The sequence below is a fragment of the Amycolatopsis plumensis genome, from assembly GCF_042652605.1.
Taxonomy (GTDB): Bacteria; Actinomycetota; Actinomycetes; order Mycobacteriales; family Pseudonocardiaceae; genus Amycolatopsis; species Amycolatopsis plumensis.
In genome coordinates this window covers 5,304,440-5,331,167 of the sequence record NZ_JBHSJY010000001.1, presented here as the reverse complement: position 1 = coordinate 5,331,167, position 26,728 = coordinate 5,304,440, and the positions used below count along the sequence as shown (strand labels likewise).

28 protein-coding genes are annotated in these 26,728 nt (G+C 71.3%); 13 read left to right on the top strand and 15 right to left on the bottom strand.

Annotated elements, in window-relative coordinates; all coding sequences use genetic code 11:
• Positions 1-16 precede the first annotated feature (16 nt).
• Complete coding sequence (locus ACFPLC_RS25835; RefSeq protein ID WP_378235937.1) at positions 17-1,414, bottom strand: NYN domain-containing protein; 1,398 nt, start codon at positions 1,412-1,414, stop codon at positions 17-19.
• Positions 1,415-1,511: 97 nt separating this feature from the next.
• On the opposite strand from ACFPLC_RS25835, the gene ACFPLC_RS25830 reads away from it, so the two are divergent.
• Positions 1,512-3,215 carry a DEDD exonuclease domain-containing protein gene (locus ACFPLC_RS25830; RefSeq protein ID WP_191316692.1) on the top strand — a complete coding sequence of 568 codons (1,704 nt, stop codon included), beginning with the start codon at positions 1,512-1,514 and terminating at the stop codon, positions 3,213-3,215.
• 364 nt (positions 3,216-3,579) lie between these two features.
• Here ACFPLC_RS25830 and ACFPLC_RS25825 read toward each other — a convergent pair whose 3' ends face one another.
• The gene (locus ACFPLC_RS25825; RefSeq protein WP_378203498.1) at positions 3,580-4,485 is read right to left on the bottom strand and encodes a helix-turn-helix domain-containing protein; all 906 of its coding nucleotides are present in this window, start codon (positions 4,483-4,485) and stop codon (positions 3,580-3,582) included.
• A 44-nt stretch (positions 4,486-4,529) separates the two neighbouring features.
• On the opposite strand from ACFPLC_RS25825, the gene ACFPLC_RS25820 reads away from it, so the two are divergent.
• Both ACFPLC_RS25820 and ACFPLC_RS25815 read left to right on the top strand, forming a co-directional pair.
• Positions 4,530-5,267: a maleylpyruvate isomerase family mycothiol-dependent enzyme gene (locus ACFPLC_RS25820; RefSeq protein ID WP_378203501.1), complete on the top strand. Its 738-nt coding sequence runs from the start codon at positions 4,530-4,532 to the stop codon at positions 5,265-5,267.
• A 45-nt stretch (positions 5,268-5,312) separates the two neighbouring features.
• Entirely contained in the window at positions 5,313-5,594 is a 282-nt protein-coding gene (locus ACFPLC_RS25815; RefSeq protein WP_191316689.1) for an Lrp/AsnC family transcriptional regulator, read from the top strand.
• 68 nt (positions 5,595-5,662) lie between these two features.
• Here ACFPLC_RS25815 and qcrB read toward each other — a convergent pair whose 3' ends face one another.
• The 4 genes from qcrB to ctaE form a co-directional block, all read right to left on the bottom strand.
• Positions 5,663-7,345, bottom strand: a complete 1,683-nt coding sequence (qcrB, locus tag ACFPLC_RS25810) for a cytochrome bc1 complex cytochrome b subunit (protein ID WP_378203505.1) — start codon at positions 7,343-7,345, stop codon at positions 5,663-5,665.
• The gene (gene qcrA, locus ACFPLC_RS25805; protein ID WP_378203508.1) at positions 7,342-8,508 is read right to left on the bottom strand and encodes a cytochrome bc1 complex Rieske iron-sulfur subunit; all 1,167 of its coding nucleotides are present in this window, start codon (positions 8,506-8,508) and stop codon (positions 7,342-7,344) included. The genes qcrB and qcrA overlap by 4 nt, the downstream gene beginning before the upstream one ends.
• Entirely contained in the window at positions 8,505-9,323 is an 819-nt protein-coding gene (qcrC, locus tag ACFPLC_RS25800; protein ID WP_176175746.1) for a cytochrome bc1 complex diheme cytochrome c subunit, read from the bottom strand. The genes qcrA and qcrC overlap by 4 nt, the downstream gene beginning before the upstream one ends.
• Before the next feature lie 62 nt (positions 9,324-9,385).
• Positions 9,386-10,009 (bottom strand): aa3-type cytochrome oxidase subunit III, encoded by a 624-nt coding sequence (gene ctaE / locus ACFPLC_RS25795; RefSeq protein ID WP_191316685.1) that lies wholly within the window; start codon positions 10,007-10,009, stop codon positions 9,386-9,388.
• Between the two features lie 95 nt (positions 10,010-10,104).
• On the opposite strand from ctaE, the gene ACFPLC_RS25790 reads away from it, so the two are divergent.
• The 3 genes from ACFPLC_RS25790 to trpD all read left to right on the top strand — a co-directional run bounded on the left by ACFPLC_RS25790 (position 10,105) and on the right by trpD (position 12,031).
• Complete coding sequence (locus ACFPLC_RS25790) at positions 10,105-10,518, top strand: hypothetical protein (protein ID WP_378203512.1); 414 nt, start codon at positions 10,105-10,107, stop codon at positions 10,516-10,518.
• A gap of 62 nt (positions 10,519-10,580) precedes the next feature.
• A complete protein-coding gene (locus tag ACFPLC_RS25785) occupies positions 10,581-10,991 on the top strand; it encodes a response regulator (RefSeq protein ID WP_378203515.1) in 411 nt (136 codons plus the stop codon).
• A 5-nt stretch (positions 10,992-10,996) separates the two neighbouring features.
• Positions 10,997-12,031 (top strand): anthranilate phosphoribosyltransferase, encoded by a 1,035-nt coding sequence (gene trpD / locus ACFPLC_RS25780; RefSeq protein ID WP_378203518.1) that lies wholly within the window; start codon positions 10,997-10,999, stop codon positions 12,029-12,031.
• Here trpD and ACFPLC_RS25775 read toward each other — a convergent pair.
• Complete coding sequence (locus tag ACFPLC_RS25775) at positions 12,024-12,962, bottom strand: DMT family transporter (RefSeq protein ID WP_378235936.1); 939 nt, start codon at positions 12,960-12,962, stop codon at positions 12,024-12,026. The genes trpD and ACFPLC_RS25775 overlap by 8 nt on opposite strands.
• Before the next feature lie 83 nt (positions 12,963-13,045).
• On the opposite strand from ACFPLC_RS25775, the gene ACFPLC_RS25770 reads away from it, so the two are divergent.
• Positions 13,046-14,005 carry a GlxA family transcriptional regulator gene (locus ACFPLC_RS25770; RefSeq protein WP_378203524.1) on the top strand — a complete coding sequence of 320 codons (960 nt, stop codon included), beginning with the start codon at positions 13,046-13,048 and terminating at the stop codon, positions 14,003-14,005.
• Positions 14,006-14,144: 139 nt separating this feature from the next.
• Here the strand turns inward: ACFPLC_RS25770 and ACFPLC_RS25765 are convergent, their stop codons facing one another.
• Together ACFPLC_RS25765 and ctaC are read right to left on the bottom strand one after the other, a co-directional pair.
• On the bottom strand, positions 14,145-14,564 hold the full coding sequence (locus ACFPLC_RS25765) for a cytochrome c oxidase subunit 4 (RefSeq protein WP_378203527.1): 420 nt from the start codon (positions 14,562-14,564) through the stop codon (positions 14,145-14,147).
• A 32-nt stretch (positions 14,565-14,596) separates the two neighbouring features.
• On the bottom strand, positions 14,597-15,541 hold the full coding sequence (gene ctaC / locus ACFPLC_RS25760; RefSeq protein ID WP_378203530.1) for an aa3-type cytochrome oxidase subunit II: 945 nt from the start codon (positions 15,539-15,541) through the stop codon (positions 14,597-14,599).
• A gap of 185 nt (positions 15,542-15,726) precedes the next feature.
• On the opposite strand from ctaC, the gene asnB reads away from it, so the two are divergent.
• Positions 15,727-17,661, top strand: coding sequence for an asparagine synthase (glutamine-hydrolyzing) (gene asnB / locus ACFPLC_RS25755; RefSeq protein WP_378203533.1), 1,935 nt, complete (start codon positions 15,727-15,729; stop codon positions 17,659-17,661).
• A 71-nt stretch (positions 17,662-17,732) separates the two neighbouring features.
• Here the strand turns inward: asnB and ACFPLC_RS25750 are convergent, their stop codons facing one another.
• The gene (locus tag ACFPLC_RS25750) at positions 17,733-18,725 is read right to left on the bottom strand and encodes a carbohydrate kinase family protein (RefSeq protein WP_378203536.1); all 993 of its coding nucleotides are present in this window, start codon (positions 18,723-18,725) and stop codon (positions 17,733-17,735) included.
• 147 nt (positions 18,726-18,872) lie between these two features.
• Between ACFPLC_RS25750 and ACFPLC_RS25745 the strand changes: the two genes are divergently transcribed.
• Positions 18,873-19,043 (top strand): hypothetical protein, encoded by a 171-nt coding sequence (locus ACFPLC_RS25745; protein WP_378203539.1) that lies wholly within the window; start codon positions 18,873-18,875, stop codon positions 19,041-19,043.
• Between the two features lie 90 nt (positions 19,044-19,133).
• Here ACFPLC_RS25745 and ACFPLC_RS25740 read toward each other — a convergent pair whose 3' ends face one another.
• The gene (locus ACFPLC_RS25740) at positions 19,134-19,511 is read right to left on the bottom strand and encodes a HesB/IscA family protein (RefSeq protein WP_004562664.1); all 378 of its coding nucleotides are present in this window, start codon (positions 19,509-19,511) and stop codon (positions 19,134-19,136) included.
• A 148-nt stretch (positions 19,512-19,659) separates the two neighbouring features.
• Between ACFPLC_RS25740 and ACFPLC_RS25735 the strand changes: the two genes are divergently transcribed.
• On the top strand, positions 19,660-20,307 hold the full coding sequence (locus tag ACFPLC_RS25735) for a DUF3043 domain-containing protein (protein WP_378203542.1): 648 nt from the start codon (positions 19,660-19,662) through the stop codon (positions 20,305-20,307).
• 115 nt (positions 20,308-20,422) lie between these two features.
• A complete protein-coding gene (locus ACFPLC_RS25730) occupies positions 20,423-21,412 on the top strand; it encodes an aldo/keto reductase family protein (RefSeq protein ID WP_378203545.1) in 990 nt (329 codons plus the stop codon).
• Positions 21,413-21,465: 53 nt separating this feature from the next.
• On the opposite strand, the gene ACFPLC_RS25725 is transcribed toward ACFPLC_RS25730, so the two are convergent.
• Entirely contained in the window at positions 21,466-22,308 is an 843-nt protein-coding gene (locus ACFPLC_RS25725; RefSeq protein ID WP_378203548.1) for a phosphoribosylaminoimidazolesuccinocarboxamide synthase, read from the bottom strand.
• Positions 22,305-23,054, bottom strand: a complete 750-nt coding sequence (locus tag ACFPLC_RS25720) for a GntR family transcriptional regulator (RefSeq protein WP_191317005.1) — start codon at positions 23,052-23,054, stop codon at positions 22,305-22,307. Before ACFPLC_RS25720 ends, ACFPLC_RS25725 begins: the two co-directional genes overlap by 4 nt.
• Before the next feature lie 139 nt (positions 23,055-23,193).
• On the opposite strand from ACFPLC_RS25720, the gene ACFPLC_RS25715 reads away from it, so the two are divergent.
• Positions 23,194-23,640 carry a hypothetical protein gene (locus tag ACFPLC_RS25715; RefSeq protein WP_191317004.1) on the top strand — a complete coding sequence of 149 codons (447 nt, stop codon included), beginning with the start codon at positions 23,194-23,196 and terminating at the stop codon, positions 23,638-23,640.
• Here ACFPLC_RS25715 and ACFPLC_RS25710 read toward each other — a convergent pair.
• Positions 23,637-24,314, bottom strand: a complete 678-nt coding sequence (locus ACFPLC_RS25710) for an IspD/TarI family cytidylyltransferase (RefSeq protein ID WP_378203552.1) — start codon at positions 24,312-24,314, stop codon at positions 23,637-23,639. The two genes, ACFPLC_RS25715 and ACFPLC_RS25710, sit on opposite strands and share 4 nt — an antisense overlap.
• Before the next feature lie 74 nt (positions 24,315-24,388).
• Here ACFPLC_RS25710 and cobT point away from each other — a divergent pair, with 74 nt between their 5' ends.
• A complete protein-coding gene (cobT, locus tag ACFPLC_RS25705) occupies positions 24,389-25,465 on the top strand; it encodes a nicotinate-nucleotide--dimethylbenzimidazole phosphoribosyltransferase (protein ID WP_191317002.1) in 1,077 nt (358 codons plus the stop codon).
• Between the two features lie 78 nt (positions 25,466-25,543).
• Here cobT and ACFPLC_RS25700 read toward each other — a convergent pair whose 3' ends face one another.
• A complete protein-coding gene (locus tag ACFPLC_RS25700; protein WP_378203556.1) occupies positions 25,544-26,647 on the bottom strand; it encodes a branched-chain amino acid aminotransferase in 1,104 nt (367 codons plus the stop codon).
• Positions 26,648-26,728: the final 81 nt, after the last annotated feature.

Genomic DNA, 26,728 nt, shown 5'->3' with positions numbered 1-26,728 from the left:
CGACAGTTTCGGTGGCTCAGACCCGCGAAAGGCGGCTGACCAGCACCGATGACGGCGCCGGATGGGCGCCGCGGCCCCGCACGGAGTCCGCGACCGCCCGGTCGGACGTCGCGACGACCATGGGCCGCCCCGCCGGCTCGGCCGCGACGAGGTTGCGGATGACGTCGTCGGCCAGCACCCCGCGGTCGGAGAACAGCACCCGCACCCCGCGGGGCACCGAGGCGGGCACGGAGAGCACGCCGGCGCCGTCGAACACGACGGTGACCTCGGCGGAGGTGCGCGCGGCCAGCGCGGACAGCTGGTGGATCAGCCGGTCGCGCTGGTCGGCGAGGGCGAGCTCCGGGTAGCCGGTCTTGGTGACGTTGTAGCCGTCGACGATCAGGTGCACGTTGGGCAGCGCGAGGTAGCGGTCCAGCGCGGACACGTCGGCGATCTTGCCGCCCTGGCCGGTGCCGGCGCTGGCCCCGCGGACCATGTCCGCCGGGCGGGCGCCGCGCGCGCCGAGGGCGAGTTCGCGGCGCAGGCCGGTGACGGCGCCGTCGATGGTGTCGATGAGCAGGGCGAGCCGCACCTCGTCGGCCTGCCGGGCCTCGCGCGCGGACTGGCGGGCGATCTCGGCGTCGGCGACCGCGCGCTCGGCGCGGGCCCGCTCGGCGGCGACGCGCTGGCGTTCGCGCTCGAGCTGGGTGGTGAGGGCGGCGATCTCGTCGTGGTGCGCCGCGGAACCGCGCTCGGCGTCGGCGGCCGCGGCGTCGGCCGCGTCCCTGGCTTGGCGCAGCTGGACGCCTTGTTCGCGAAGGCGCTTCAGGAGCTTCTCGACTTCGCCCTCTCGCTCGCCGCGGGCGTTTTCGGCGGCTTGTTTCGCTTCGGCGAGTTCGGCGCGGACCTGCGCGAGCTCGGCTTCGAGCCGCTGGCTGCGGGCCAGCGCGGCGTCGCGTTCGGCGCGCAGGGCGTTTTCCTCGGCGTTCCGGGCGACCAGCCGGACGCGCCCGGCGGCCCCGGACTCGCCGAGCAGGACGGCGGCGGCCGCCGCGGCGACGGAGTCGGTGGCGTTGGGGTCGAGGGCGTCGGTGCGGTGCTCGCGCAGCCACTCGATGACCGCGGTCCGGAACTGGGAGGAGTCACCGAGGGCGGCGAGCAGGGCGGCGCCGCCGAGCTTGGCCCGCTTGGCCGGGGCGAACTTGGCGACCGGCCGCAGCTGGCGCGGCACGTCGGTGGCGGACAGCTTGGCGACGGCGGCCGCGGCGAGCTCGGCGATGCGTTCGCGCACCGGTTCGGGCAGCGCAGGCCAGGTGGCGGGTTCGGGATGTCCGGCCTGGTCAGCGGGCTCCTCGGCCGGCTCGGGGCGCGACGCGACGCCCGAGGGACCCTGGGGGTCCTCCGGCGGCTCCGGCACGAGCGGCTGCGGGTGCATTGGTCCAGGGTAGGCCCCGCCTCCGCATCCCGCCCCGCGCACCACACGGACCGGCGGCGCGCGGAAACTGTCGGTGGTCACCCCTACAGTCCCGCTCATGCGTTCGGTCCAGGCTCAGCTCGCGTTCGACGAGCTCGGAACTCCCTTGCGGGACACCACTTTCGTCGTCTTCGACCTCGAAACGACCGGGGCCCCGCCGGGGCCGTCGGGGATCACCGAGATCGGGGCGGTGAAGGTGCGCGGCGGCGAGGTGCTGGGTGAGTTCGCGACGCTGGTGAACCCGGGCGCGCCGATCCCGCCGCAGATCGTCTCGCTGACCGGGATCACCCAGGCCATGGTCTACGACGCGCCACCGATCGAGGAGGTGCTGCCGGCGTTCCTCGAGTTCATCGGGGGTGCGGTGCTGGTGGCGCACAATTCCGGCTTCGACACCTCCCACATGCGGGCGGCGTGCGAGGGGCACGGGTACGCGTGGCCGAAGCTGACGGTGGTGTGCACGGTCCGGCTGGCGCGGCGGGTGGTGCCGCGGGACGAGGTCGGGCGGTACAACCTGACGGCGCTGGCGCTGCTGTTCGGGGCGAGGACGCGCCCGACGCACCGCGCGCTGGACGACGCGCGGGCGACCGTGGACGTCCTGCACGGCCTGCTGGAGCGGGTCGGGAACCTGGGCGTGCACTCGCTCGAGGAGCTGATGGGGTACCTGCCGGAGGTGACCGTCGCCCAGCGGGCGAAGCGGCACCTGGCGGCGGACCTGCCCGCGGCGCCGGGCGTCTACCTGTTCAAGGGGCCGAAGGACGAGGTCCTGTACGTCGGCACGGCGAAGGACCTGCGGCGGCGGGTGCGGACGTACTTCACGGGCTCGGAGAACCGCAGCCGGATCCGCGAGATGGTGGCGCTCGCCGAGCGCGTCGACCACGTGGTGTGCGCGCACGCGCTGGAGGCGGAGGTGCGGGAGCTGCGGCTGATCGCGGCCCACCGGCCGGCGTACAACCGGCGGTCGAAGAACCGGCACCAGGGCTGGTGGATCGGGCTGACGGACGAGGCCTTCCCGCGGCTGTCGGTGGTCCGCCTGCCGCGGCCGGGGGTGCTGGGCCCGTTCCGCAACCAGGCGGACGCCCGCGTGACGGCGGACACCCTGGCCGGGGCGTCCGGCCTGCGGACGTGCACGCAGCGGATCTCACCGCGCTCGGCGAACGGCACCCCGTGCGTGCTGGCGGAGCTGGGGCGCTGCGGAGCGCCGTGCGCGGGACGGCAGAGCGTGGAGGCGTACGGCCCGGCGGTCGAGTCGGTGTCGGGGTTGATCGCGGGCGTGGACGGCGGGCCGCTGCACACGGCGGCGGCCCACGTGGAGCGCTTGGCGGCGGGTCAGCACTACGAGCAGGCGGCCCGCCACCGCGACGAGCTGGCGGGCCTGATCCGGGCGCTGGGCCGGGCCCACCGGCAGGCGTCGCTGGCGTCGATCGGCGAGCTGATCGCGGCGGGCCCGGACGGAGCGGGCGGCTGGGAGCTGGCGGTGATCCGCTACGGCCGCTTGGCCTCGGCGGGCGTGGCCCGGCGCGGAGTACCGCCGATGCCGGTGGTCGAGGCGCTGGTGGCGTCGGCGGAGACGGTGCTCCCGGAGCCGGGGCCGTTGCACGGAGCGCCGCCGGAGGAGGTGGGGGTGCTGCTGCGCTGGCTCGCCCGGCCGGGGGTCAGGCTGGTCCGCACGACCCGGCCGTGGGCGGAGCCGGCCGCGGTGGCGGGCTGGCGGGGATGGCTCGACCTGGTCGCGGACGCCCACTCCCTGGAACACATCCACTGAGGACATCGGCCACCGCGCCCCAACGCAGTGAATGACTCATTCCTGGCGTCGGACGCCAGGAATGAGTCATTCACTGCATCCAGACATCCTCCGCCGCCTAACCCCCGCGGCTTCGCCGGACTCCGCCTTCCGCGGGGATGTACCGGAAGAGTCGGCCTGCGTACCGGAAAGGTCGGCCTGCGTACCCCAAGGGTCGGCCTGCGTACCGGAAGGGTCGGTCCAAAGCCGACCGTCAAGGACGCAAGCCGACCGCCTGGGTACGCCAGCCGACCCTCCAGGCACGCGAGCCGACCGCCTGGGTACGCAGGCCGACCCTCCAGGTACGTGGGCCGACCCACCAGGTGAGCGGAAGCGGCTGGGTGGGTCAGGCGACTGAGGTGTTCAGGGCGTCCAGGAGCCAGGTGTGGGCGAGGCCCATCGGGACCTCCTCCCCCGTGATCTCCCCCGCCAGGTGCCAGTAGCGCCTCAGCCGCGGGTTGCGGTCCGGGGCCGTCCGGTGGTTGAGCGCCCTGCGGAACGTCGGGCTGTCCGCCGCTCCCAGGGCCGACGCGTGGGCCGCCACGAAACGGTCCAGCTCCGGCCCCGGGGCAGGAGGGGCCCCTGCCGCCATGCGCACCGCCGCCCGGATGCACGCCTCCCCCACCTCCGCGTGGAGCGCGCCCAGGTCCGCGATGCGGTCGTGGCCCGCCAGGGTGCTCTCCGCGAGCGACGACGCCAGCCGGGCGTCCGCCGCGAGCAGCACCAGCTCCGCGTACGCCACCACCTGGCCCGTCGTCGGCTGGGACGGCGGCTGCGGGGCACTCATGTCCAGGAACATGCGGGCCGTGTCCGGCGGGATCGGGCCCGTCGTCATCGGGCGCCAGAGACGCACCAGCGTCTCGTGCGCCGCATACCCGTCCTCGACCGCGGACAGCAGCTCCAGGCGCGCCGCGCGGTCGGCGGGTGCCACCTCCGAGACCGCCCGCAGCACCGAACGCCGCCAGTTGAGGGTCGCCAGCTCGCGGTCCAGCGCCGTCCGCTCGGCCGCCACCGCCTCCTCCAGGGAACGGCGACCGGCGAGGACGTCGGTGATCGGACGCAGGCCCAGCCCGAGCCCGCGCAGGCGGCGCACCAGGGTGAGCCGGTCGATCGCCGCGCCGTCGAAGCGGCGGTGGCCGCCGGCGCTGCGCACCGGTTCGAGCACGCCCTCGTCGCAGTAGAACCGGATCGTGCGGACGGGCACGCCCGTCCGGCGCGCCAGCTCACCGATCCCCAGTGTGTTTCCGGTCACCTTCCGTCGAACCTCCAGCCGGGTGGAATTCCTACGGTACGGCCATGGACAACACGAGACTCGCCGCAGGCCTCCGCGAGCACACCGCCGGGTTCGCCGCGGCCGTCGAGAACGCCGATCCGGACCGACGAGTCCCCACCTGCCCGGAGTGGCCGCTGCGGGTGCTCGTCGGCCACGTCGGCCAGGCACACCGCTGGGCCGCGAGCATCGTCCGCACCGGACCTTCGCCGGTCCCGGACCCGTTCGACGCCGACCCGGGCACTCCTGACAAGTGGTCCGACTGGCTGAACCAAGGCGCCGCAGACCTCGAAGAAGCCGTCAAGGCCGCCGCCGACACCCCGGTGTGGACGTTCTTCGGCCCGCAGCCGGCCGGGTTCTGGCTGCGGCGGATGCTGCACGACACCACCGTCCACCACGCCGACGCGGCCCTGGCCGCCGGCAAGAGCTTCACCGTGGCCCCGGACCTCGCCGCCGACGCGATCAGCGAGTGGCTGGAACTGCTGTCCGACCCCGTCACGGCGAGCCTCAAGCCGGGCTTCGCCGAGCTGCGCGGCACCGGCCAGACCCTCCTCCTGGACCCCGGCGAGGGCCCGGGCTGGCTGATCACCCGCACCCCCGACGGCGTCCGGTGGACGCGCGAAAGCCGGCCCGCGGACGTGACGTTGACCGGCCCGGTCGCCGACCTCCTGCTCGTGTTCACCCGGCGCCTCCCCGCGGACCGCGTCACGATCACCGGCGACGAAGCACTCGCCGCGCACTGGCTGGCCCACACCGCGGCGTAGCTAGGATCGCGGGCGACACCCGCAGACGAGTCTTGGAGGACCCAGGTGATCACCGCGATCGTGTTGATCCAGGCAGAGGCGGACGCGATCCCGGACGCGGCGCAGGCGATCGCCGACATCGAGGGCGTCGGCGAGGTCTACTCGTGCGCCGGGGACGTCGACCTCATCGCCACCGTGCAGGTGTCCACGCACGAGGACCTGGCCGACCTGATCCCCGGGAAGATCGGCAAGGTGCCGGGAGTGCTGGACACCGTCACGCACATCGCGTTCCGGTCCTACAGCCGCGCCGACACCGAATCGGCCTTCTCGATCGGCGTCGAGGACTAGCACCGGCCAGAGCCGAGAACGACGAAGGCCACCTCCGCGCAGGAGGTGGCCTTCGTCGTTCGGTGGACCTAGTGGTCCGACTGCTTCGCGGTCGACGCCGTCTCGGCGGAGTCGAACTCGCCGTGCTGGCCGTGCTGGCCGTTCTCGGCTCCGGAGTGCCCGTTGCCGTTGGCCCGCTGCAGCGCCGCGGTCTCCTCGGCCGGGTCCGGGGACCAGAACGTGCCCGGCACCGCGTGACCGGCCGAACCCAGCTTGTTCATCTTCTTCGGCACCGACGCGCCCTGATACTCGAGCGCGACCGCGTGGCCGTGGCTGTCCACGCCCGCCAGCGGCTGGTGGATCTCGATGAACTCACCGTGCGGCAGCCGCTTGATGATGCCCGTCTCGACACCGTGCTCCAGCACCTCGCGGTCGGCCCGCTGCAGGCCGAGGCAGATGCGGTAGGTGAAGTAGTAGGCCAGCGGCGGCACGATCAGCACGCCGATGCGGCCCGCCCACGTCGTCGCGTTCAGGGAGATGTCGAACTGGTCGGCGATGATGTCGTTGAAGCCGGACAGCTCGATGACCATGAAGAAGCCCAGCGCCATCGCGCCCAGCGCCGTGCGGACCGGTGCGTCACGCGGCCGCTGGAGCAGGTTGTGGTGCGCGGTGTCCTTGGACAGCTTCCGCTCGAGGAACGGGTAGGTCAGCAGCAGGCCGAACAGGATCGGCATGCCGACCGCGCCGGGGAAGAACACCGCCGGGATCGTGTAGTTCCCGAGGTAGACCTCCCACGCCGGCCAGATCCGGAGCATGCCGTCGGCCCAGGCCATGTACCAGTCGGGCTGCGAGCCCGCCGACACCTGCGCCGGGTTGTACGGGCCGAAGTTCCACACCGGGTTGATCTGGAACAGGCCCGACATCAGCGCCAGCACGCCCACGACCAGGGTGAAGAACGCCCCGCCCTTGAGCGCGAAGTACGGCATGATCCGGACGCCGACGACGTTGGTCTCCTTGCGGCGCACGCCCGGGAACTGCGTGTGCTTCTGGTACCAGACCAGCGCCAGGTGCGCCCCGACCAGGGCCAGCATGATGCCCGGGATCAGCAGGATGTGCAGCGTGTAAAGGCGCGGGATGATCTGGTCGCCGGGGAACTCCCCGCCGAACAGCGCCCAGTGGATCCAGGTGCCGGCCACCGGCACCGAGAGCACGATGCCCGACAGCGTCGCGCGGATACCGGTACCGGAGAGCAGGTCGTCCGGCAGCGAGTAGCCGAAGAAGCCCTCGAAGCAGCCCAGGATCAGCAGCAGGCCACCGATCACCCAGTTCGCCTCACGCGGCCGCCGGAACGCACCGGTGAAGAAGATGCGCAGCATGTGGACGGCCATGGACGCGACGAAGATCAGCGCGGCCCAGTGGTGCAGCTGCCGCATGAACAGGCCGCCGCGGACGTCGAACGAGATGTCCAGCGTCGTGCGGAACGCCTGGGACATCTCCAGGCCCTGCATGTTCTTGAAGCTGCCGTGGTAGACGACCTCCTGCATGGAGGGGTCGAAGAACAGCGTCAGGTACACACCGGTGAGCAGCAGGATGATGAAGCTGTAGAGCGCGATCTCGCCCAGCAGGAACGACCAGTGGGTCGGGAACACCTTGTTCATCTGGTGCCGCAGGCCCTTGGCCAGGTGGTACCGCTGGTCGGCGTTGTTCGCGGCCTCGCCCAGGTGCCGCTCGACGGCACTCGAGCCCTTGGTCGGCGTGGTGAGTGAACTCATGACTTACGCTCCCAAAAGGCCGGACCGATGGCCTCGATGAAGTCGCCTCGCGCGATCAAGTATCCCTCTTCGTCCACCGTGATCGGTAGTTGGGCCAGCGGACGGGTCGCCGGGCCGAAGATCGGCTTGGCGTAGTGGAGGGCGTCGAACTGCGACTGGTGGCACGGGCACAGGATGCGGTTGGTCCGCTGCTCGTACAGGGAGGTCGGGCAGCCGACGTGGCTGCAGATCTTCGTGTACGCGTAGTAGTCGCCGAAGTTGAAGTCCTCCTGGCCGGCCCGCTTGACCACCTTGGCGGCGTCGGTCGGGCGCAGGCGGATCAGCATGACCGGGTTGTCGACCCGGGTCAGCGCCTTGGCCAGCGCCTCCGCGTCGTTGCGCTCGGACTCGCGGAACGGGAACACCGTCTCCATCGCGCCGGCGTCCAGGTCCTCGGCCTTGACCAGGGAGATCTCGGTCTCCTTGCCGTGCTCGACCTCGACCGGCTTGCCGGTGGCGCGGCGCATGTAGACCTTCTCGCCGGGGAAGTTCGGCTGCCAGCCGGTGTGCCACAGCGAGTCGCGGGACTCGCTGTCCTTCCACGGGTCCTTGATGAAGGACGCGACGGGCAGCGCCGCGGCCGCGAGGCCGAGCGCACCCGCACCGGCGATCGCCGAGCGCTTGATCAGCGAGCGGCGGGCGATGGTGCTGCGGTTCCCGGCGTCGGCCAGGTGCGCCAGGATCGTCTGGCGGTCGACCTCGGCCGATCCCCCACCCTGGTTGTCGCTGCGCTGCTGCACCGCGACCTCGGCGGGCACGAACTTCTTCGTGTACAGGATCACGCCGATGCCCAGGCCGAGGATGGCCAGGCCGAGCGTGATGCCGAGCATCGGGGTGTAGAGGCTGTACCAGAAGTGGCCGCTCTCGTTGTCCGGCGACTCGTACTTCCACGGCCACCAGATGAGCGAGACGACGAACCCGATTCCGGCCAGCGCGGACAGGCCGAACCAGAACGCGACCAGGCGCTCGGCCCGCTTCTCCGCCCGGGTGCCCTCCACGGGCCACGGGGTGGGGTACTCGACGATCTCGACCCCGTCGAGCTGCCCGCCCAGCTTCAGCAGCTGGTCGCGGTCCATCTCAGCCAGCTCCGCCTCCGACGGCGGCTTCGGCCCCTCGGCACTCATGCCTTCGATCCAATCCACAACGTCACGCCGATCAGCGCGGCGATCCCGACGATAAAGGCGATCACGCCCTCCGAAGCGGGGCCGACCCCGCCGAGGCCGTTACCACCCGGGTCATTGTTGCCGTCCGACACCGACTTCACGTAGGCGACGATGTCCTTCTTCTCCTCCGGCGACAGCTGACGGTCGGAGAACTTCGGCATGTTCTGCGGGCCGGTGAGCATGGCCGTGTAGATCTGCTCTTCGCTGGCCGGGTCCAGGTTCGGCGCGTACTTGCCGGCGGACAGCGCGCCGCCGCGGCCGGTGAAGTTGTGGCACGACGCGCAGTTGAGGCGGAACAGCTCGCCGCCGCGGGCCGGGTCGTCGCCGCGCAGGGCCTCGCCCTTCTCGGCGGGACGCTGGACACCGCCGCCGTGCGCCTGGATGTAGGCGCCGACCGCGTCGATCTCGGCCTCGGTCAGCTTCGGCGGCTTCCGCTCGACCTGCGCCTCCTGGCGCGCGGCGGGCATGCGGCCCGAAGAAGTCTGGAAGTACACCGCGGCGTCGCCGATGCCGATCAGGCTCGGGCCGCGGTCCTGCACGCCCTCGAGGTTCGCGCCGTGGCAGGCGATGCAGGTGTTGTTGTAGACCTGCTCGCCGAGGCGCAGCTGCGCCGGCGTGCCCTGGGCCTGCGCGGTCTGCGGCTCCGGGGCGAACACGGCGTACAGGGCGCCGGCGCCCACCAGCGCGATACCGAGCGCGAGCAGGCCGGCGAACCGCCTCCGCAGCTTCGACCGCGCGCGGTAGCGGCGCTCCGAGGACTTGGTGCTGGTGGTCATCTTGCGGCAACCCTTGCTGTCAGTTCAGGCCGATGGTGAAGGTGGTGGCGGCTGGGTGCGACCTACGGGAGGAGGTAGATCACACCGAAGAGGCCGACCCACACGATGTCGACGAAGTGCCAGTAGTAGGACACGACGATCGCCGACGTGGCCTGGGCGGGCGTGAACTTGCTCAGTTTCGTGCGGATGAGCAGGTACACGAAGGCGATGAGCCCGCCGATGACGTGCAGGCCGTGGAACCCGGTGGCGAGGTAGAAGACGGTCCCGAACGGGCCGGACGGGATCGTCATGCCCTCTTCGACCAGGTTGTGGTACTCGTTGGCCTGGCCGCCGACGAAGATCGCGCCCATGATCAACGTGATGATGTACCAGCGGCGCAGCCCGTAGACGTCACCGCGCTCGGCGGCGAACACGCCGAACTGGCAGGTCAGCGAGGACAGCACGAGGATCACCGTGAACGGGATCGCGTACGCCACGTTGAGGTGGAACGGCTCGTCGTGCAGCGGCGGCGGCCACTGGCCGGACGAGTTCTGCGCCTTGACGGTGAAGAACATCGCGAACAGTCCGGCGAAGAACATCAGCTCGCTGGAAAGCCACACGATGGTGCCGACACTGACCATGTTCGGCCGGTTCAGCGAGTGGACCCGCTGACTGATGGTGGGAGCTGCCGTTGTCACGCGTCGCATTATGTCCTCTCGCACCGCCGCTCCGCCGGGTGGGTCCACGGCGAGCCGTCTGCGTAACCGATCACACCGGATGCCCGGGAAGGTGAGAGCTACTCATGGGTTTACTCGACCGCCTGCTTGACCTGGTCAAGAAGCGGGAAACGCCCGGTCTGAGCGCTGACGCGCCCGGGCTGAAGATCGTCGCCGAGGCCTTCGACCCGGTCGTCGCGGACTCCGCCGTCCTCGCCGCTTCACCCGACTGGGTCAGCACGGCACCGGCCGTCCTGCGGCACCACCTGCTGCTGCCGCCGGACCGGCTCGAAGAGGCGGCGTCGATCCTCGCCCAGGACGGCTATGAGCTGCGGGAACAGGCCGATCCGGGTGATCCGGCGCGGGTGCTCGCGGTGCGCGTCCAGGTCCTCGACGCGCTGCACTGCGCCCAGGAACGGTCCCGGATGGCGGGCCTCGCGCAACGATTGGGCGGCGACGCGCTGGGCTGGGACGCGCAACAGCCGGAGCCGACCGCGTGATGTCGGTCTCGGCCGATACGATCGGCGTGCGAGTCGTGCGGTGACGAGAGAGGGCGTGCTCAATGGGCGAGCAGTCGATGCGGGTCCTGGTGTTCAGCCACAAGCCGGAGGTGCGCGAGGCGATCGTGAACGCGGTCGGCCGTCGTCCGGCGGCGGACCTGGCGCGCGTGGAGTACGTCGAGGCGGCCGGCATCGCCGACGTGCTGGCCGAGGTGGACGAGGGGAACGTCGACTTGGCGATCCTCGACGGCGAGGCCCAGCCGACCGGCGGCATCGGCCTGTGCCGCCAGCTGAAGAGTGAAATCACCGACTGCCCCCCGATCGTGGTCGCCGTGCGGCGCAGGGACGACCGGTGGCTGGCCACCTGGTCGCAGGCGGACGCCGTGCTGGTGCACCCGCTGGACCCGCTGACCGCCGCGGAGACCGTCGCCGACGTGCTGCGCGCGCGACGGGTCCCCGTCGTGAACGGCTGAGCCCGGTGACCACCCCGGTCCCCCGCACCTGGCCACCCCTGCTCAAGCAGCTCATCGCGGGCGCCGACCTCTCCGCGGAGGACACGGCGTGGGCGATGGACCAGATCATGAGCGGCGCGGCGAGCCCGGCCCGGATCGCCGGGTTCGCGGTGGCGCTGCGCGCCAAGGGCGAGACGCCCGAGGAGATCGCCGGCATGGCGGCCACGATGCTGGCGCACGCCAAGCGGGTCGAGCTGGACCGCCCGGCGGTCGACATCGTCGGCACCGGCGGTGACGGCTCCAACTCGGTGAACATCTCGACGATGGCGACGATCGTCACCGCGGCGGCGGGCGCGCCGGTGGCCAAGCACGGCAACCGCAGCGCGTCCTCGAAGTCCGGCGCGGCCGACGTCCTCGAGGCGCTCGGCGTGACCATCTCGCTGCCGCCGGAGGACGTGCAGCGCAGCCTCACCGAGGTCGGCATCGGGTTCTTCCTGGCCTCGGCGTTCCACCCGGCGCTGCGGCACGCCGGCCCGGTGCGCAGCGAGCTCGGCATCCCGACCACGTTCAACCTGCTCGGCCCGCTGACCAACCCGGCACAGCCGGGCGCCGCGCTGATCGGCTGCGCGTACCCGGACAAGACGCGGGTGCTGGCGGAGACGTTCGCCCGCCGCGGCACGCGCGCCCTGGTGGTCCGCGGCGACGACGGCCTCGACGAGATCACCACGACGACCACGTCGACCGTGTGGGTGGTCTCCGAAGGCACGGTCACCGAGCGCAGCTTCGACCCGGCGTCCGTGGGCATCCCCCGCGCGACGGCGGAGGACCTGCGCGGCGGCGACGCGGCGGCGAACGCCGAGGTGGTCCGCGAGCTGGTGGGCGGCAAGCCGGGCCCGGTCCGCGACGCCGTCCTGCTCAACGCGGCGGCGGCCCTCGCGGCGTTCACGGGCTTCTCGGAGTCCCTGGAGGACGACCTGCGGGCCGGCCTGACGCGGGCGGCCGAGGCGATCGACTCGGGCGCCGCGGCCGCGCTGCTGGACCGCTGGATCGCCTTCAGCTGACCCGCTCACCCGCTCGGCAGCGCCCGGCCGGCTCGGCCGCCGCACCGGCCGGCTTCTCCGGTGCGGCGGCCGGACGGCGGCGCTGCGGGGCCAGCGCGGCCGCCAGGACCGCGAGCATGCCCAGCGCCTCCGGCCAGTTCGGACGGTGGCCGTAGAACGCGATGTCCACCAGCACCGCCACCACCGGGTACAGGTAGGACAGCAGCGCCACCGTCGTCGTCGGCAGCTTGCCGATGCTCGCGTACATCAGCACGTACATCAGTGCTGTGTGGACCGTGCCCAGCAGAACCAGCCACAGCAGCCCGGAAGTCGTGGTGGGCAGGGGCGTGACGAGCAGCAGGGGTGCGAGCACCAGCGCGCCCACCGTCGTCTGCACGGCGGCCAGCAGGTGCGGGCGGATGTGCTTCAGCTGCTTCGCGACGAAGGACGCTCCCGCGTAGAGCACCGCCGCGCCCAGGGCCAAGGCGATGCCGGCGAGCTGCACCGGTTTGCCGTCCTCGCCGTGGGCGGACAGCGAGATCAACGCCACTCCGCCGAACGCGATCGCGGCCCGGGCCAGGTGGCTCTTCGCCACCTTCTCGCCGAGGAAGGCCGCCGCCAGGCCGACCAGGATCAGCGGCTGGGTGTGGTAGACGACCGTGCTGACCGAGATCGACGACAGCGCGTACGAGGCGAACAGCAGCACCCAGTTGCCGACCAGGAACAGCCCGCCCAGGACGGCGAGGCCGAGGTCGCGGCGGGACGGCCGCCAGGCCTGCAGCCAGCCGCGGGAGAGGCACCAGAGCACGAGCAGCGCGCCGCCGACGAAGCAGCGGGCGAAGGCCACGGCCGGGGCGGCCGCGCCGCTTTCGAGGACGACGGCGCCGATCGTGCCGGACATCGCCATCGCCGCGGACCACTGGAGCAGCGGGCGGGTTTCGGAGTTCGTCATGCCGACCAGGTTCGTCGCACTCGATCCCCGCGACCAGTGTCAGAGATGACAACGGCCGCAAAACTTGTGACACACTGGCCGCCATGGACGTCAACCGGGTCGCGGTGGTGCTCGCCGACCGCGTTTCGCCGTTCGAGCTGGGGGTCGCGTGCGAGGTCTTCGGCACCGACCGCAGCGCCGACGGCATCGAGGGCTGGGACTTCGCCGTCTGCTCGCCGGCCGGGGGCGCGGTCGAGAGCTGGTCCGGCTTCGGGCTCTCCGGCCTGCGGGACCTGGATTTCGCGGCGTCGGCGGACCTGCTGATCGTGCCGACGTGCGCGCCCCGGACCGCGCCGCCGCCCGAACCGGTGCTGGACGTCCTGCGCGACGCCGCCGGGCGGGGCGCCTGGGTGGCGGGGTTCTGCGCGGGCGTGTTCTCGCTGGGGTACGCGGGCCTGCTCGACGGCCGCCGCTGCACGGTCCACTGGGTCTACGAGGCGGAGTTCCGGCAGCGGTTCCCGACGGCTCAGGTGGACCCGCAGGCGCTGTACGCCGACGACGGCGGCATCCTGACCAGCGCGGGCACGGTCGCGGCGGTCGACCTGTGCCTGCACCTGGTCCGCCGGCTGCGCGGCGTCGCGGCGGCCACGACGCTGGCCCGGCGGATGGTGGCGGCCCCGCACCGCGCGGGCGGCCAGGCGCAGTTCGTCCAGGCGCCCGTGCCGGCGACGGCGGCGGGTGACGACGCCGTGGTCGCGGAGGCCCTGGAGTGGGTGGAGCGGCGGCTGGACCAGCCGTTCACGGTGGCGGAGCTGGCCCGCCGCAGCGGGCTGGGCGAGCGGACGTTCCTGCGCCGCTTCTCGGCCGCCACGGGTACCACTCCGCACCGCTGGCTGACCGAGCGGCGGCTGGACCGCGCCCAGGCGCTGCTGGAGGAGGGCGGCCTGTCGGTGGAGGACATCGCGGCGGCGTGCGGCTACGCCTCGGCGGCCGCGCTGCGGCACCAGTTCAGCCGCCTGCGCGGGACGAGCCCGTCGTCCTACCGCACCGCCTTCCGCGGCTGAACCGCAGTGAATGACTCATTCCTGACGTAGGACGCAAGGAATGAGTCATTCACTGCACCGCGGCGGCGCTCCCAGACCTCCCGTGGACAGCAAACCGGCCGCCACGCGGGTGCGTGACGGCCGGTTCGGAACTCGGGACTCAGTCGTGCGACGGGCCCGTGTGGTACTCGAACACCAGGCCGCCGATCGTGATGAGCAGCGCGACCAGCGCGATGACCAGCAGCCAGATGTGGAAGAACGCCAGCGCCAGGGCAGCGAGCGCCGCGGTGGCCGCCATGCCGATCGGCCAGTAGCTGCCCGGGCTGAAGAAGCCCAGCTCGCCCGCGCCGTCGCTGATCTCGGCGTCCTCGCGGTCCTCCGGGCGCGGTTCGATGCGGCGGGCGACGAACTGCATGTAGCTGCCCGCCAGGAACGCCAGGCCACCGGTGAGGAACAGCGCGACGATGCCCACCGGCTCGGCATCGTGGGTCGCGGCCAGCGCGGTCCACACCCAGTAGACCCCCGCCATGAACACGGCGAAGATCGCCACGATGAAGAAGATGCGGGCTTCGACCTTCATGGTCTTTTCCTACTCCTGTTGTCCGCTGGGCGTCAGTTGGACGCGGTGCGTGCCGTGCGGTCGGTGTTGAACGGCTGGGTGGTCACCGCGTGCGGGGTGCACAGCTCGCCGCAGTTCATCTTGGCCAGCGCTTCGGCGGCGGTGAACGTCTGGCCCGTCGCCGGGTTCACCTGCTTGCGCAGCTCGATGTACTGGTCGTACTTGTCCGCCGACAGCGCGCGGACCTCGAAGTTCATCACCGAGTGGTAGGTGCCGCACAGCTCCGCGCACCGGCCGACGAAGGAGCCTTCGCGGTCGATCTTGTTCTGGAAGGAGCTGTCCTGGTTGTTCTTCTCCGGGTTCGGCATGACGTCCCGCTTGAAGTGGAACTCCGGCACCCAGAAGGAGTGGATGACGTCGGTGGAGACCAGGTCGTACTGGATGGTCTTGCCCACCGGGAGCACGAGCAGCGGGATCTCGCCGGACGAGCCGACCGTGCTGACCTGGCCGCTGCCGTCGGGCTTCGCCGCGTTGGCGTCCTCGTACTTGAACTCCCAGTTCCACTGGAAGGCCACGACCTGGACCTTGACGTCCGGGTTCGGGACCTTGTCGAGGACCTTCGACTCCGTCGTCGCGGTGAAGAAGAACAGGACGCAGACCATGATCGTCGGGACGACGACCGTGAACAGCTCGAGCGGGATGTTGTACTGGAACTGCCGCGGCAGCTCCTCCGGCTCGCCGTCGGCGGTCTTCTTCTTGCGGTGGAACGTGGCGGTCCAGAAGATCAGGGCCCACACGATGACGCCGACGACCAGCGCCGCGACCACGGTCCACGTCCAGAGCGTCCGCATCTGGTTCGCCTGTTCGGTGACACCGACCGGCCAGCCGAACCGCAGGATCTCGTCGCCGGAGCAGCCCGTCGCGGTCAGCGCGACCAGCACGGCCAGCGCGGCGACGCGCACGGTCCGCTTCCCCAGGGTGCGCTCGGGTTGTCCCACTGCGCCTCGCCCTTTCACCCAGAGCCTCCTACGACCGATCTTTGTGACAGCCGGACTCTAGCCGAGTTCACCGGTCCCGCTGACTAAGGGGTAACCGTCGACGCGCGTGGTACTCGCCACGACGGCCCCGGCATACTGAGGCCTTCCCCCAGCCCGGTGAAGACCCTGAAGGTGTGTGAGTACCCGTGTGCGGCCTGCTTGGACTGATCTGCGCGACCGAGACCGACGCTGCGAACGCGCGTGACGCCGTCGGCGCGGCCATGCGCTGCCAGCGTCACCGCGGCCCCGACGAGCAGGACACCTGGGCCGACGCCGAGGTCGTCTACGGCTTCAACCGGCTCGCCTTCATCGACGTCGAGCACGCGCACCAGCCGCTGGTCTGGGGCCCGCCCGAGGCGCCGGGCCGGTACACGATGAACTTCAACGGCGAGATCTACAACTACCTCGAGCTGCGGGCGGAGCTCGCCGAGCAGCACGGCGCGAAGTTCGAGACCGAGGGTGACGGCGAGGCCATCGTCGCCGGCTTCCACTACCTCGGCGCGGACTGGGTGAAGCGCCTGCGCGGCATGTTCGCCTTCATGATCTGGGACTCGCAGGAGAAGCGGGTCTTCGGCGCGCGCGACCCGTTCGGGATCAAGCCGCTGTTCTACTCGGCCGGCCCCGGCGGCGTGGCGTTCTCGAGCGAGAAGAAGAGCCTGCTGGAGCTGTCGGACGTCCTCGGCGTCACGCAGGAGCTGGACCGCACCGCCCTGCAGCACTACCTGGTCCTGCAGTACGTGCCCGAGCCCGAGTCGCTGCACTCCGCGATCCGGCGCGTCGAGTCCGGGACGTCGTTCGAGGTGGTGCCCGGCGGTGAGGCGAAGTTCACGCGCTACTTCCACCCGCAGTTCAGCGCGAAGCCGGTCCACGGGCCCGCCGAGGCCGAGGAGCTGTACCAGCGGATCGCCGATGTGATGCGCGACTCGGTCGGCAAGCACATGATCTCCGACCCCGACGTCACGGTCGGCGCGTTCCTCTCCGGCGGCATCGACTCCACGGCCACCTGCACGCTGGCCAAGGAGCACAACCCGAACCTGATCGCGTTCACCACCGGGTTCGAGCGCGAGGGCTACTCCGAGGTCGACGTCGCCGCCGAGTCGGCCGCCGCGATCGGCGTGAAGCACGTGGTCCGGACGGTGTCGGCGGACGAGATGATGGAGGTGCTGCCGCTCATCGTCTGGTACCTCGACGACCCGGTGGCCGACCCGGCGCTGGTCCCGCTGTGGTTCATCGCCCGCGAGGCCCGCAAGCACGTCAAGGCGGTGCTGTCCGGCGAAGGCGCGGACGAGCTGTTCGGCGGCTACACGATCTACAACGAGCCGATCTCGCTGGCGCCGTTCGAGAAGATCCCCGGCGGCATGCGGAAGCTGATCGGCAAGGTGTCGACGAAGATCCCCGAGGGCACCCGCGGCAAGGACCTGCTGCGCCGCGGCGCGCTGCCGCTGGAGGACCGCTACTACGGCAACGCCCGCAACTTCCGCGACGACCAGCTGCGGAACGTCCTTCGCACGTACCAGGAGGGTGTCGGCTTCAAGGACGTCACGGCGCCCTGGTACGAGGTCTCGCGCGGCTGGGACCCGGTGGCCCGCATGCAGCACGTCGACCTGTACACGTGGCTGCGCGGCGACATCCTGGTCAAGGCCGACAAGGTGACGATGGCGAACTCGCTGGAGCTGCGGGTGCCGTTCCTCGACGCCGAGGTGTTCAAGGTCGCGGCGTCGATCCCGCTGGACCAGAAGCTCGCCCACGGCACGACGAAGTACGCGCTGCGCCAGGCCCTGGCCAAGATCATCCCGGCGCACGTGCTCAACCGCCGCAAGCTGGGCTTCCCGGTCCCGATCCGGCTGTGGCTGCGCAACGAGATGTACGACTGGGCTCGCGGGATCATCAGCGATTCGCGCACCGAGGAGCTGCTGGACAAGAAGGCGATCCTGGCGCTGCTGGAGGAGCACAAGGCGGGCCAGCTGGACCGCAGCCGCCAGCTGTGGGCGCTGATCGTGTTCATGCTGTGGCACGGCATCTTCGTCGAGCACCGCATCAAGCCGGAGATCCCCGAGCCGGTCTACCCGGTCAAGCTCTGAGGTCTGCCGCAGCCGGTCGTGAGTGAGAAACAGGGTTAGAACACTGTTTCTCACTCACGACCGGGCGGGCGTCAGGCGGCGGGGAGGACCGCCGAGATCTCCTCCGCCGCGTCCGGGCCGAAGGCCTCGCCGATGCGGGCCAGGGCCTCCGCGCGGTCGAACGTCCACTCCTGGGTGCCGACCGTCTCCAGGACGAGCACCGCGATCAGCGAGCCGAGCTGGGCCGCGCGCTCGACGCCGAGGCCGCCGTCGAGGCCGGCCAGGAAGCCCGCGCGGAAACCGTCGCCGACGCCCGTCGGGTCGGCCTTCGTGCGCTCGGGGACCGCGCCGATCTGCAGGGCGACGCCGTCCTTGCCGACGATCTCGACGCCCTTCTCGCCCAGCGTCGTGATCCGCAGGCCGACCTGGTCGAGGACGTCGGCCTCGGTCCAGCCGGTCTTCTGGAGCAGCAGCTCCCACTCGTAGTCGTTGCTGAACAGGTACTTCGCGCCGGCGACGAACGCGCGTGCCTGCTCGCCGGTCATCCGGGCCAGCTGCTGCGAGGGGTCGACGGCGAAGGCGTACCCGCGCTGGCGGCACTCCTCGGCGTGGCGGATCATGCCCTCGGGGTCGTCCGGGCTGATCAGCACCAGGCTCAGCGCGCCGACGCGCTCGGCGATCGGCGACAGCTCGATGTTGCGGGACTCGGCCATCGCGCCGGCGTAGAACGTCGCGATCTGGCAGAGGTCCTCGTCGGTGGTGCAGACGAACCGCGCGGTGTGCGCGACCTCGGACACGAGCACGCCCGAGGTGTCGACGCCGTGCCGCTCCAGCCAGGAGCGGTAGTCGGCGAAGTCGGCGCCGACGGCGCCCACGAGGACCGGCTGGACGCCGAGCACCCCGAGGCCGAAGGCGATGTTCGCGCCGATGCCGCCGCGCCGGACCACCAGGTCGTCGGCGAGGAAGCTCAGCGAGACGCGGTGCAGCTGCTCGGCGACCAGCTGCTCGGCGAACCTGCCCGGGAAGTGCATGAGGTGGTCGGTCGCGATACTGCCGGACACCGCGATCCTGGCCCTGTCTGCCACCGGCTGCTCCTTCTGGTCGACCTCACGGCAAAAGGCGCGAAGTTACCCCCGGGTCATGACCCATCCGGGTAGTTCGCGCGTACCCCGCCGACACTACCGGCTGGTACTCCTTTTCCAGTCGAGAGCGGATCAATAGCGTTACGAATCGTGAACGCCGTCACCGAACCCGAGACCCTGTCCGAGCTGATCGCCGACTGTGCCTTCATCCCGGCGACGCTCCAGGCCGAAAGCCTTCCGGCCGCCCCCGTCACGGCCGAACCGTGGCAGGTCGACGAGGCATGCCACGCCCAGGTGGCCGAGCTCGACGCCTACGTCTGATCCCCCGATCTGCGCAGCAACGGAGAAGGCCCCGCCTCCCTTCCGGGAGACGGGGCCTTCTCGCGTGCTGTGGCTCTTCGGGCCGACGGCTCAGTGGAACGAGTCGCCGCAGGCGCAGGAGCCGGTGGCGTTCGGGTTGTCGATCGTGAAGCCCTGCTTCTCGATCGTGTCCACGAAGTCGATGACGGCTTCCGACACGTACGGCGCGCTCATCCGGTCCACGGCGACCTTGAGGCCGTCGAAGTCGCGGAACAGGTCGCCGTCGAGCGTGCGCTCGTCGAAGAACAGCTGGTAACGCAGGCCGGCGCAGCCACCGGGCTGGACGGCGATGCGCAGGTGCATGTCGTCGCGGCCCTCCTGCTCGAGCAGGGCCTTCGCCTTGGAAGCCGCGGCGTCGGTCAACGTGACGCCGTGGGTCTCCTCGGCGGTCTCGGCCTGCGTCGCGCCGGCGTGCTCAGCGGTCGTCATGGCACTCCCTCATCAAAGTCGAACTCGCTGCGGATACTCCTCGTGCTGACGTGCTCAACACCGGGGACGTCCGATCTGTTCCCCCACCATGGTCGCACATGGATCGACCTGGTGAACGGCGGCGTGACGCCTGCAATACCCTGGTGAGGTGAGGTTCCTGCGCCGAAGCACCACAGACACCGCCGCCGAAGAGCCGCAGACGGCCGAAGCCGTCGACGTCGCCGGCAAGGCGTACACGCCCGGTAAGGGCAAGGCTACGCCGAAGCGCCGCGAGGCGGAGGCGAAGCGCCGTGGCCCGGTGGCGCCGCCGCCCACGACGATGCGTGAGGCGATGAAGCGCAACAAGGAGCTGCGCAAGGCGAACCCCCAGACGAAGGAAGACCGCCGCGCGGCCGCCAAGGCCCGCCGCGACGCGATGATGCGCGGCGACGACAGCGCGCTCCTGCCGCGCGACAAGGGGCCGGTCAAGCGGTACGTCCGCGACCTGGTCGACAGCCGGCGCAACCTGCTCGGCCTGTTCATGCCGCTGGCCATCGTGGTGTTCCTGGCCCTGCTGGTGCCGCTGCCCCAGGTGCAGTCGTACATCACGCTGCTGTGCACGGCGATGCTGCTGGTGATGGCGATCGAGGGCTTCGTGAACGGCCGGAAGATCGCGAAGCTGGTGCGGGAGAAGTTCCCGAAAGAAGCGGTGAACGGCCGGTCGATCGGCTGGTACGCGTTCGTCCGGGCGTCCCAGATCCGGCGGCTGCGGATGCCGAAGCCGCGGCTGAAGCCGGGGGACCCGATCCCGAACTGAGCGACTTGGAAGAAGCCGGGTCGAGCGACGCTCGACCCGGCTTCTTGCTGTCCGCGTGGCTGGAGTCACTCCAGGTCGTTAGCAGAGCAAACGATTACCGCCTAAGCTCGCGGCCATGGAGTTTCGTCGTCTCGGCCGCAGCGGCCTCAACGTCAGTGAGATCTCGTACGGGAACTGGCTCACCCACGGTTCCCAGGTCGAGGAAGACCAGGCCCGCGCGTGCATCGAAGCCGCCCTGGATGCTGGGATTACCACGTTCGATACGGCTGATGCGTATGCCAATACCGCCGCGGAGTCCGTGCTCGGGCGTGGCCTGAAGGGCCAGCGGCGGGAAAGCCTCGAGATCTTCACCAAGGTCTTCTGGCCGACCGGCCCCAAGGGCCCCAACGACAAGGGCCTGTCCCGCAAGCACATCATGGAATCGGCGCACGCCTCCCTGACCAGGCTCGGCACCGACTACGTCGACCTCTACCAGGCGCACCGGTTCGACCGGCACACCCCGCTCGAAGAGACCATGGTCGCCTTCGCCGACCTCGTCCGCCAGGGCAAGGTGCTCTACGTCGGCGTCTCCGAATGGACCGCCGAGCAGATCTCCCGCGGCGCCGCCCTCGCCCGCGAGCTGCACATCCCGCTCGTGTCGAACCAGCCGCAGTACAACATGCTCTGGCGCGTCATCGAGGAGCAGGTCATCCCCACCTCGGAGCGCGAAGGCCTCAGCCAGATCGTCTGGTCGCCGATCGCCCACGGCGTGCTGACCGGCAAGTACAAGCCCGGCCAGGCCTACCCCGAAGGCTCGCGCGCGACCGACGAGAAGGGCGGGGCCGACATGGTCGCCCGCTTCCTCGACGAAAACGTCCTCGAGCGCGTCGCCCGGCTCGAACCGCTCGCCGAGCAGGCCGGCCTGAGCCTCGCCCAGCTGGCCGTCGCGTGGGTGCTGCAGAACCCGAACGTCGCCTCCGCGATCATCGGGGCTTCGCGGCCGGAACAGGTGCACGAGAACGTCAAGGCCGCCGGCAAGAAGCTCGACGCCGACCTGCTGACCGCCATCGACGACGTCCTCGGCGACGTCGTCGAGCGCGACGCCACCCTCACCAAGAGCCCCTGACGCCAGTCCGTGACTGGCACACCGATTCCCCCGGTGTGCCATTCACGGGCTTTTCAGCCCCGGACCCAGGTCTTCCCGGTGATCCGCTCGTAGACCTCGGTGTAGCGCTGCCGCGTCTGCTCGACGATGTCCGCGGGGATCTCCGGCCCGGGCGGGGTCTGGTCCCAGCCCGTCGACCGCGACCAGTCGCGGACGAACTGCTTGTCGAACGCGTGCTGCGGACGGCCCGGCTCCCACTCGTCGGCCGGCCAGAACCGGGACGAGTCCGAGGTCAGGACCTCGTCGCCGAGGGTCAGCGTGCCGTCGGCGTCGAAGCCGAACTCCAGCTTCGTGTCGGCGATGATGACGCCGTGGGCGGCCGCGTGTTCGGCGCCCTTCGTGTAGATCTCCAGCGTCAGCTCGCGAAGCCGCTTCGCGGTGTCCTCGCCGATCTCGTTCAGGACCTCGTCGAAGGTCATGAACTCGTCGTGCCCGGTGTCGGACTCCTTGGTCGTCGGCGTGAAGATCGGCTCCGGCAGCTTGTCGCCCTCGACCAGGCCCGGCGGCAGCGCGACGCCGGAGATCTTGCCGTCGCGCTGGTACTCCCGCAGGCCGAGGCCGGCGAGGTAGCCGCGGGCGATGCACTCGACCTTGACCATCTTCAGCGGCTTGCAGCGCATCGAGCGGCCCGCGAACTGCTCCGGCACGTCGGTGGTCGACACGACGTGGTTCGGGACGACGTCGGCCATCCGCTCGAACCACCAGGCGGAGAGCTGGTTGAGCAGCTTGCCCTTGTCCGGGATCGGCGTCGGCAGCGAGACGTCGTAGACCGAGACGCGGTCGGACGCGACCAGCAGGATGTCCCCGCCGTCGAGTTCGTACAGGTCACGGACCTTGCCCGCGTGGATGTGCTTCATTCGCCGTCCTCAGTCGTGTACTCGTAGAAAACCCAGTGGTCGGGCAAGGCGGCGGACTCACCGTACTCGACGACCGTCCCGTCGGCCGCCAGGAAGGTGCTCCGGCCCAGCAGCACCGGCGACCCGGCGGGCAGCCCGAGCTCGGCCGCCTCCTCCTCGCCCGCGCGCCCCGCCGCGTGCCGTTCCTGCGTCGTCGCGATCTTCGTGCCGAGCCGGGCGGCCGCGTGGGCCGCGGTGCCCTCGACGATGCGCTCCGCCACCAGCAGCGCCGGCGCCTTCGCCGACAGAGCACCGTCGAGCCACGAAGTCGACGTCGACAGCGGCCGCGAGTCCGGGCCGTAGGTGGTACGCCGCCGCCGGATCACCGGGGCTCCCTCCTCCAGGCCGAGGGCGGCCGCGGCGCGCTCGGACGCCGGCTCGAGGCCGGCCGAGCGGATCACCGCGTAGTGGCCGGGCGGGTAGATCCGGCCCGTGCGCACCGACGCGGCAGCGCGATCGCGCGCCGTGCGGTGCAGGCCGCCGCGGTCGACGACCGTGCCGACGCCGCGCACGGGCCGCACCAGGCCCTGCGAGCGCAGCGTGGCCAGCACCTTGGTGGCCGTCGCCATGGCGACGGCCCAGGTGCGCGCGATCTCGCGGGCGGACGGCACCGCGTCGCCCTCCTGCAGCCGGCCGGACAGGATGTCGTCCCGGATCCGGCCGGCGATCTGCAGGTACGGCGGCTCAGGGCGGTCGAGGGTGGGCAAGGCGGCTCCTCACGCCGGTAAACACGCACAAGTGTTCTAGCACGCCGGGGGGTGTCCCACAAAGGCCTGTTCAGAACCACCCAGGTGTACTAGTACACGCACTGGACTGTGCTCTAGTGCACAAGTTACCCTCGAAAGTGTGTCCCCGACCACACCGCACGCCGGCTCCAGCGGCCAGGGCCTCGAGGAACTCCTCGAGGAACTCCGGCGCCGCAAATGGGTGCTGCACCTGTTCGGCGGCCGCGAGGCGCCGGAGGTCTACGCGGCCGTGCACCGCTGGCCGACCTGCGCGGACGTCATCATCCTCCGCGACGAGCACCGGGCCAGCGCCTACCGCGTGCCGACCTTCCCTGGCACGGACGTGTTCAGCCCGAAGGTCGTCACCTGGCAGTACCACGCCAGCCCGGTGTGGACGCTGCGGGCGGTGCTCACCCTGGCGGAGCCCGGCACCCCGGGCGCGCCGCTGCAGGCACTCCGGCCACAGCCGGACTGCCGGATCCCGCCGGAACTGCGCCACGACGTGACCATCCGGCCGACCGGGACGCCCACGGAGGGAGACGACGGCGGGCCGCCCGCGTGCGCCTAGCGGGCCAGCAGCCGCTCCGCGACGACGAGGTCGTGGGGATAGGTGATCTTGAGGTTCTCGGGAGCACCCGGGACCCAGCGGATCGGCAGGGAGGAGAACCGCTCCATGCACGAGGAAGTGTCCGTTCCGACGAAGCCTTCGCGCTCGGCCTTCTCGTAGGCCTCGAGCAGCGGTCCGGCCCGGAAGCCCTGAGGCGTCTGGACGCGGATCGCGCCGGGCACCTGGGCGACCAGGTGCCCGGCATCCACCTCGACGACGTCGTCCGCGGCCAGGCCCGGCACAGCCCCCCCGTCCTCGCGTGTCCGGGCCAGCACCGCACCGACCAGTTCGGGGTGGACCAGCGGCCGGGCCGCGTCGTGCAGCAGCACGGCGTCGACCCGGCCGCCTGTGATCCTGGGGGCGAGGTGGCGCAGCGCGTTCAGCTCGGACGCCTGGCGGGTGTCGCCGCCGTGCACGATCTCGACGCCGTCGCCGGCCACCTCGTCGGCGAGTTCGCGGTCCTGCGGCCGGATGACCAGCACGAGCACGCCGATGCCGGGAACCTTGCGGAAGGCATCGAGCGACCAGGCCACCACGCGCCGCCCGGCCAGGGGCAGGTAGACCTTGTTCAGCTTCGCGCCGACGCGGGTGCCCGCGCCACTGGCCAGCACCACCGCGGCCGCCGTCGTCTCCACGAGCCGCGAGACTACCGGCCCGCCCTTCCCGGTAAGTTGGCCACAGCGTTGCCTTGGAAGAGGAAGGGCCTGGTGTGGAGCCGGACAACATCGAGTTCCCCGAGATCACCCCGCCCGACGACCACGCCCGGTCGGCCGCGATCGCGCTGCACGACAAGCTGGTCAAGCCCGCGGGATCGCTCGGGCGGCTCGAAGAGCTGGGCGTCTGGATCGCCGCCTGCCAGGGACAGTCGCCGCCACGGCCGTTCACGCGGCCACGGGTCGTCGTCTTCGCCGGTGACCACGGCATCGCCGCGAAGGGCGTCTCCGCCTATCCGGCGGAGGTCACCGCGCAGCTGCTGGGCACCATGCTCACCGGCGGCGCCGCGATCAACGTGCTGGCCGCCGCCGCGGGCGCGAGCGTGCGCGTGGTCGACCTCGCGGTCGACACCGAGGCCCCGGCGACCCGCGCGATCGGCGAGTTCAAGGTCCGCCGCGGCTCCGGCTCCATCGACGTCGAAGACGCCCTGACCGCCGACGAAGCGAAGAAGGCGATCCGCGCCGGGATCGCGATCGCCGACGCCGAGGTCGACGGCGGCGCCGACCTGCTCATCCCCGGCGACCTCGGGATCGGCAACAGCACGCCCGCATCGGTGCTGGTGGCGGCCCTGACCGGCAGCGAGCCGGTCGCCGTCGTCGGCCGCGGCTCCGGCATCGACGACGACGCGTGGATGCGCAAGGCCACCGCCGTGCGCGACGCCCTGCGCCGGGCCCGCGCGGTGCTCGCCGACCCGGTCGACCTGCTGCGCACCACGGCCGGCGCGGACATCGCCGCGATGGCCGGGTTCCTCGCCCAGGCCGCGGTCCGTCGGACGCCGGTGGTGCTGGACGGCCTCGTCGCCTGCGCGGCGGCACTGGTCGCCGAGGACCTCGCCCCCGGCGCGCGCCGCTGGTGGGTCGCGGGCCAGCGGACGGCCGAACCGGCGCACGCCCTCGCCCTGGAGCACCTGGACCTGGGCCCGCTGCTGGAACTGGACGTCCGGCTCGGCGAAGGCACCGGCGCGGTGACCGCGTTGCCGCTGCTGATGATGGCCGCCCGCGTCCTCGCCGAGACGGCCACCCACGAGCAGGCCGGGGTTTCCGGTCCGCTCATCGCCGCTCCCGCTTCCTGACGCGGACGGAAGCGGCCCCGGACGCAATGAATGACTCATTCCTGGCGTCGGACGCCAGGAATGAGTCATTCAAGACGCTCAGCCGAGCTTGACCATCCAGTGGTCCGGGTCGGGGCGGGTGCCCTCCTGGATCCCGGTCAGCTCTTCGCGCAGCTTCATCGTCAGCTCACCGGGCTGGCCGTCGGCGATGGTGAACTCGCCGCCCGCGTGCTTGGCGTGCCCGACCGGGGTGATCACCGCCGCGGTGCCGCACGCGAACGTCTCGGTCAGCTCACCCGAAGCCGCCCCCTTCTCCCACTCCTCGGTGGAGATGCGGCGCTCCTCGATCTTGTACCCGAGCCGCGAAGCCAGCTGCAGCAGCGACTTGCGCGTGACGCCGGGCAGCAGCGACCCCGTCAGCTCGGGCGTCACCACCCGTGCGTTCTCGCCCGAGCCGAAGACGAAGAACAGGTTCATCCCGCCCATCTCCTCGACCCAGCGCCGCTCGACGGCGTCGAGCCAGACCACCTGGTCGCAGCCCTTCTCGACGGCCTGCGCCTGCGCCACGAACGACGCCGCGTAGTTGCCGGCGCACTTGGCCGCGCCGGTGCCGCCGGGCGCCGCCCGGACGTACTCGGTGGACAGCCAGACGCTTACCGGCTTCACGCCGCCGGAGAAGTACGACCCGGCCGGGGACGCGATGACCGTGTACACGTAGTCGGCGGCCGGGCTGTTGACGCCGAGCCCGGTGGACGTCGAGATCATGAACGGCCGCAGGTACAGCGAATCACCCTGGCGGGTGGGCACCCAGCGGCCGTCGACGGCGATGAGCTCGCGCAGCGACTCGACGAAGACCTCTTCGGGCAGCTGCGGCATGGCGAGCCGCTCGGCCGAGTCGCGGAACCGCGCGGCGTTGGCGTCCGGGCGGAACGACGCGATCGTGCCGTCCGGCTGGCGGTAGGCCTTGAGGCCCTCGAAGATGGCCTGGCCGTAGTGCAGCACCGACGTCGCCGGGTCGAGGGTGAAGGGGGCGTAGGGGCCGACCTGGGCGTCGTGCCAGCCTTCGGCCTTGGACCACTTGAGGGTGACCATGTGGTCGGTGAAGTACGCCCCGAACCCGGGGGCGGCGAGTACCTCCGCGACACGGTCCGCGCTCGCAGGACTCGGGTGCGGGACATGGGCGAACTGTGTCGTGGTCGTCATGGCTAGACGATACCGCTTGCTCGGACGCGCGTTAGTCGGATGTCCATCTGTTCCCGGGTTTTCCGCGCCCGGGGCGTGCCG

Coding starts and splice junctions, on each gene's coding strand:
- ACFPLC_RS25835 (WP_378235937.1), bottom strand. CDS start 1,414: ATGCACCCGCAGCCGCTCGTGCCGGAGCCGCCGGAGGACCCCCAGGGT.
- ACFPLC_RS25830 (WP_191316692.1), top strand. CDS start 1,512: ATGCGTTCGGTCCAGGCTCAGCTCGCGTTCGACGAGCTCGGAACTCCC.
- ACFPLC_RS25820 (WP_378203501.1), top strand. CDS start 4,530: ATGGACAACACGAGACTCGCCGCAGGCCTCCGCGAGCACACCGCCGGG.
- qcrB (WP_378203505.1), bottom strand. CDS start 7,345: ATGAGTTCACTCACCACGCCGACCAAGGGCTCGAGTGCCGTCGAGCGG.
- qcrA (WP_378203508.1), bottom strand. CDS start 8,508: ATGAGTGCCGAGGGGCCGAAGCCGCCGTCGGAGGCGGAGCTGGCTGAG.
- qcrC (WP_176175746.1), bottom strand. CDS start 9,323: ATGACCACCAGCACCAAGTCCTCGGAGCGCCGCTACCGCGCGCGGTCG.
- ctaE (WP_191316685.1), bottom strand. CDS start 10,009: ATGCGACGCGTGACAACGGCAGCTCCCACCATCAGTCAGCGGGTCCAC.
- ACFPLC_RS25790 (WP_378203512.1), top strand. CDS start 10,105: ATGGGTTTACTCGACCGCCTGCTTGACCTGGTCAAGAAGCGGGAAACG.
- ACFPLC_RS25785 (WP_378203515.1), top strand. CDS start 10,581: ATGGGCGAGCAGTCGATGCGGGTCCTGGTGTTCAGCCACAAGCCGGAG.
- ACFPLC_RS25775 (WP_378235936.1), bottom strand. CDS start 12,962: ATGACGAACTCCGAAACCCGCCCGCTGCTCCAGTGGTCCGCGGCGATG.
- ACFPLC_RS25770 (WP_378203524.1), top strand. CDS start 13,046: ATGGACGTCAACCGGGTCGCGGTGGTGCTCGCCGACCGCGTTTCGCCG.
- ACFPLC_RS25765 (WP_378203527.1), bottom strand. CDS start 14,564: ATGAAGGTCGAAGCCCGCATCTTCTTCATCGTGGCGATCTTCGCCGTG.
- ACFPLC_RS25740 (WP_004562664.1), bottom strand. CDS start 19,511: ATGACGACCGCTGAGCACGCCGGCGCGACGCAGGCCGAGACCGCCGAG.
- ACFPLC_RS25730 (WP_378203545.1), top strand. CDS start 20,423: ATGGAGTTTCGTCGTCTCGGCCGCAGCGGCCTCAACGTCAGTGAGATC.
- ACFPLC_RS25725 (WP_378203548.1), bottom strand. CDS start 22,308: ATGAAGCACATCCACGCGGGCAAGGTCCGTGACCTGTACGAACTCGAC.
- ACFPLC_RS25700 (WP_378203556.1), bottom strand. CDS start 26,647: ATGACGACCACGACACAGTTCGCCCATGTCCCGCACCCGAGTCCTGCG.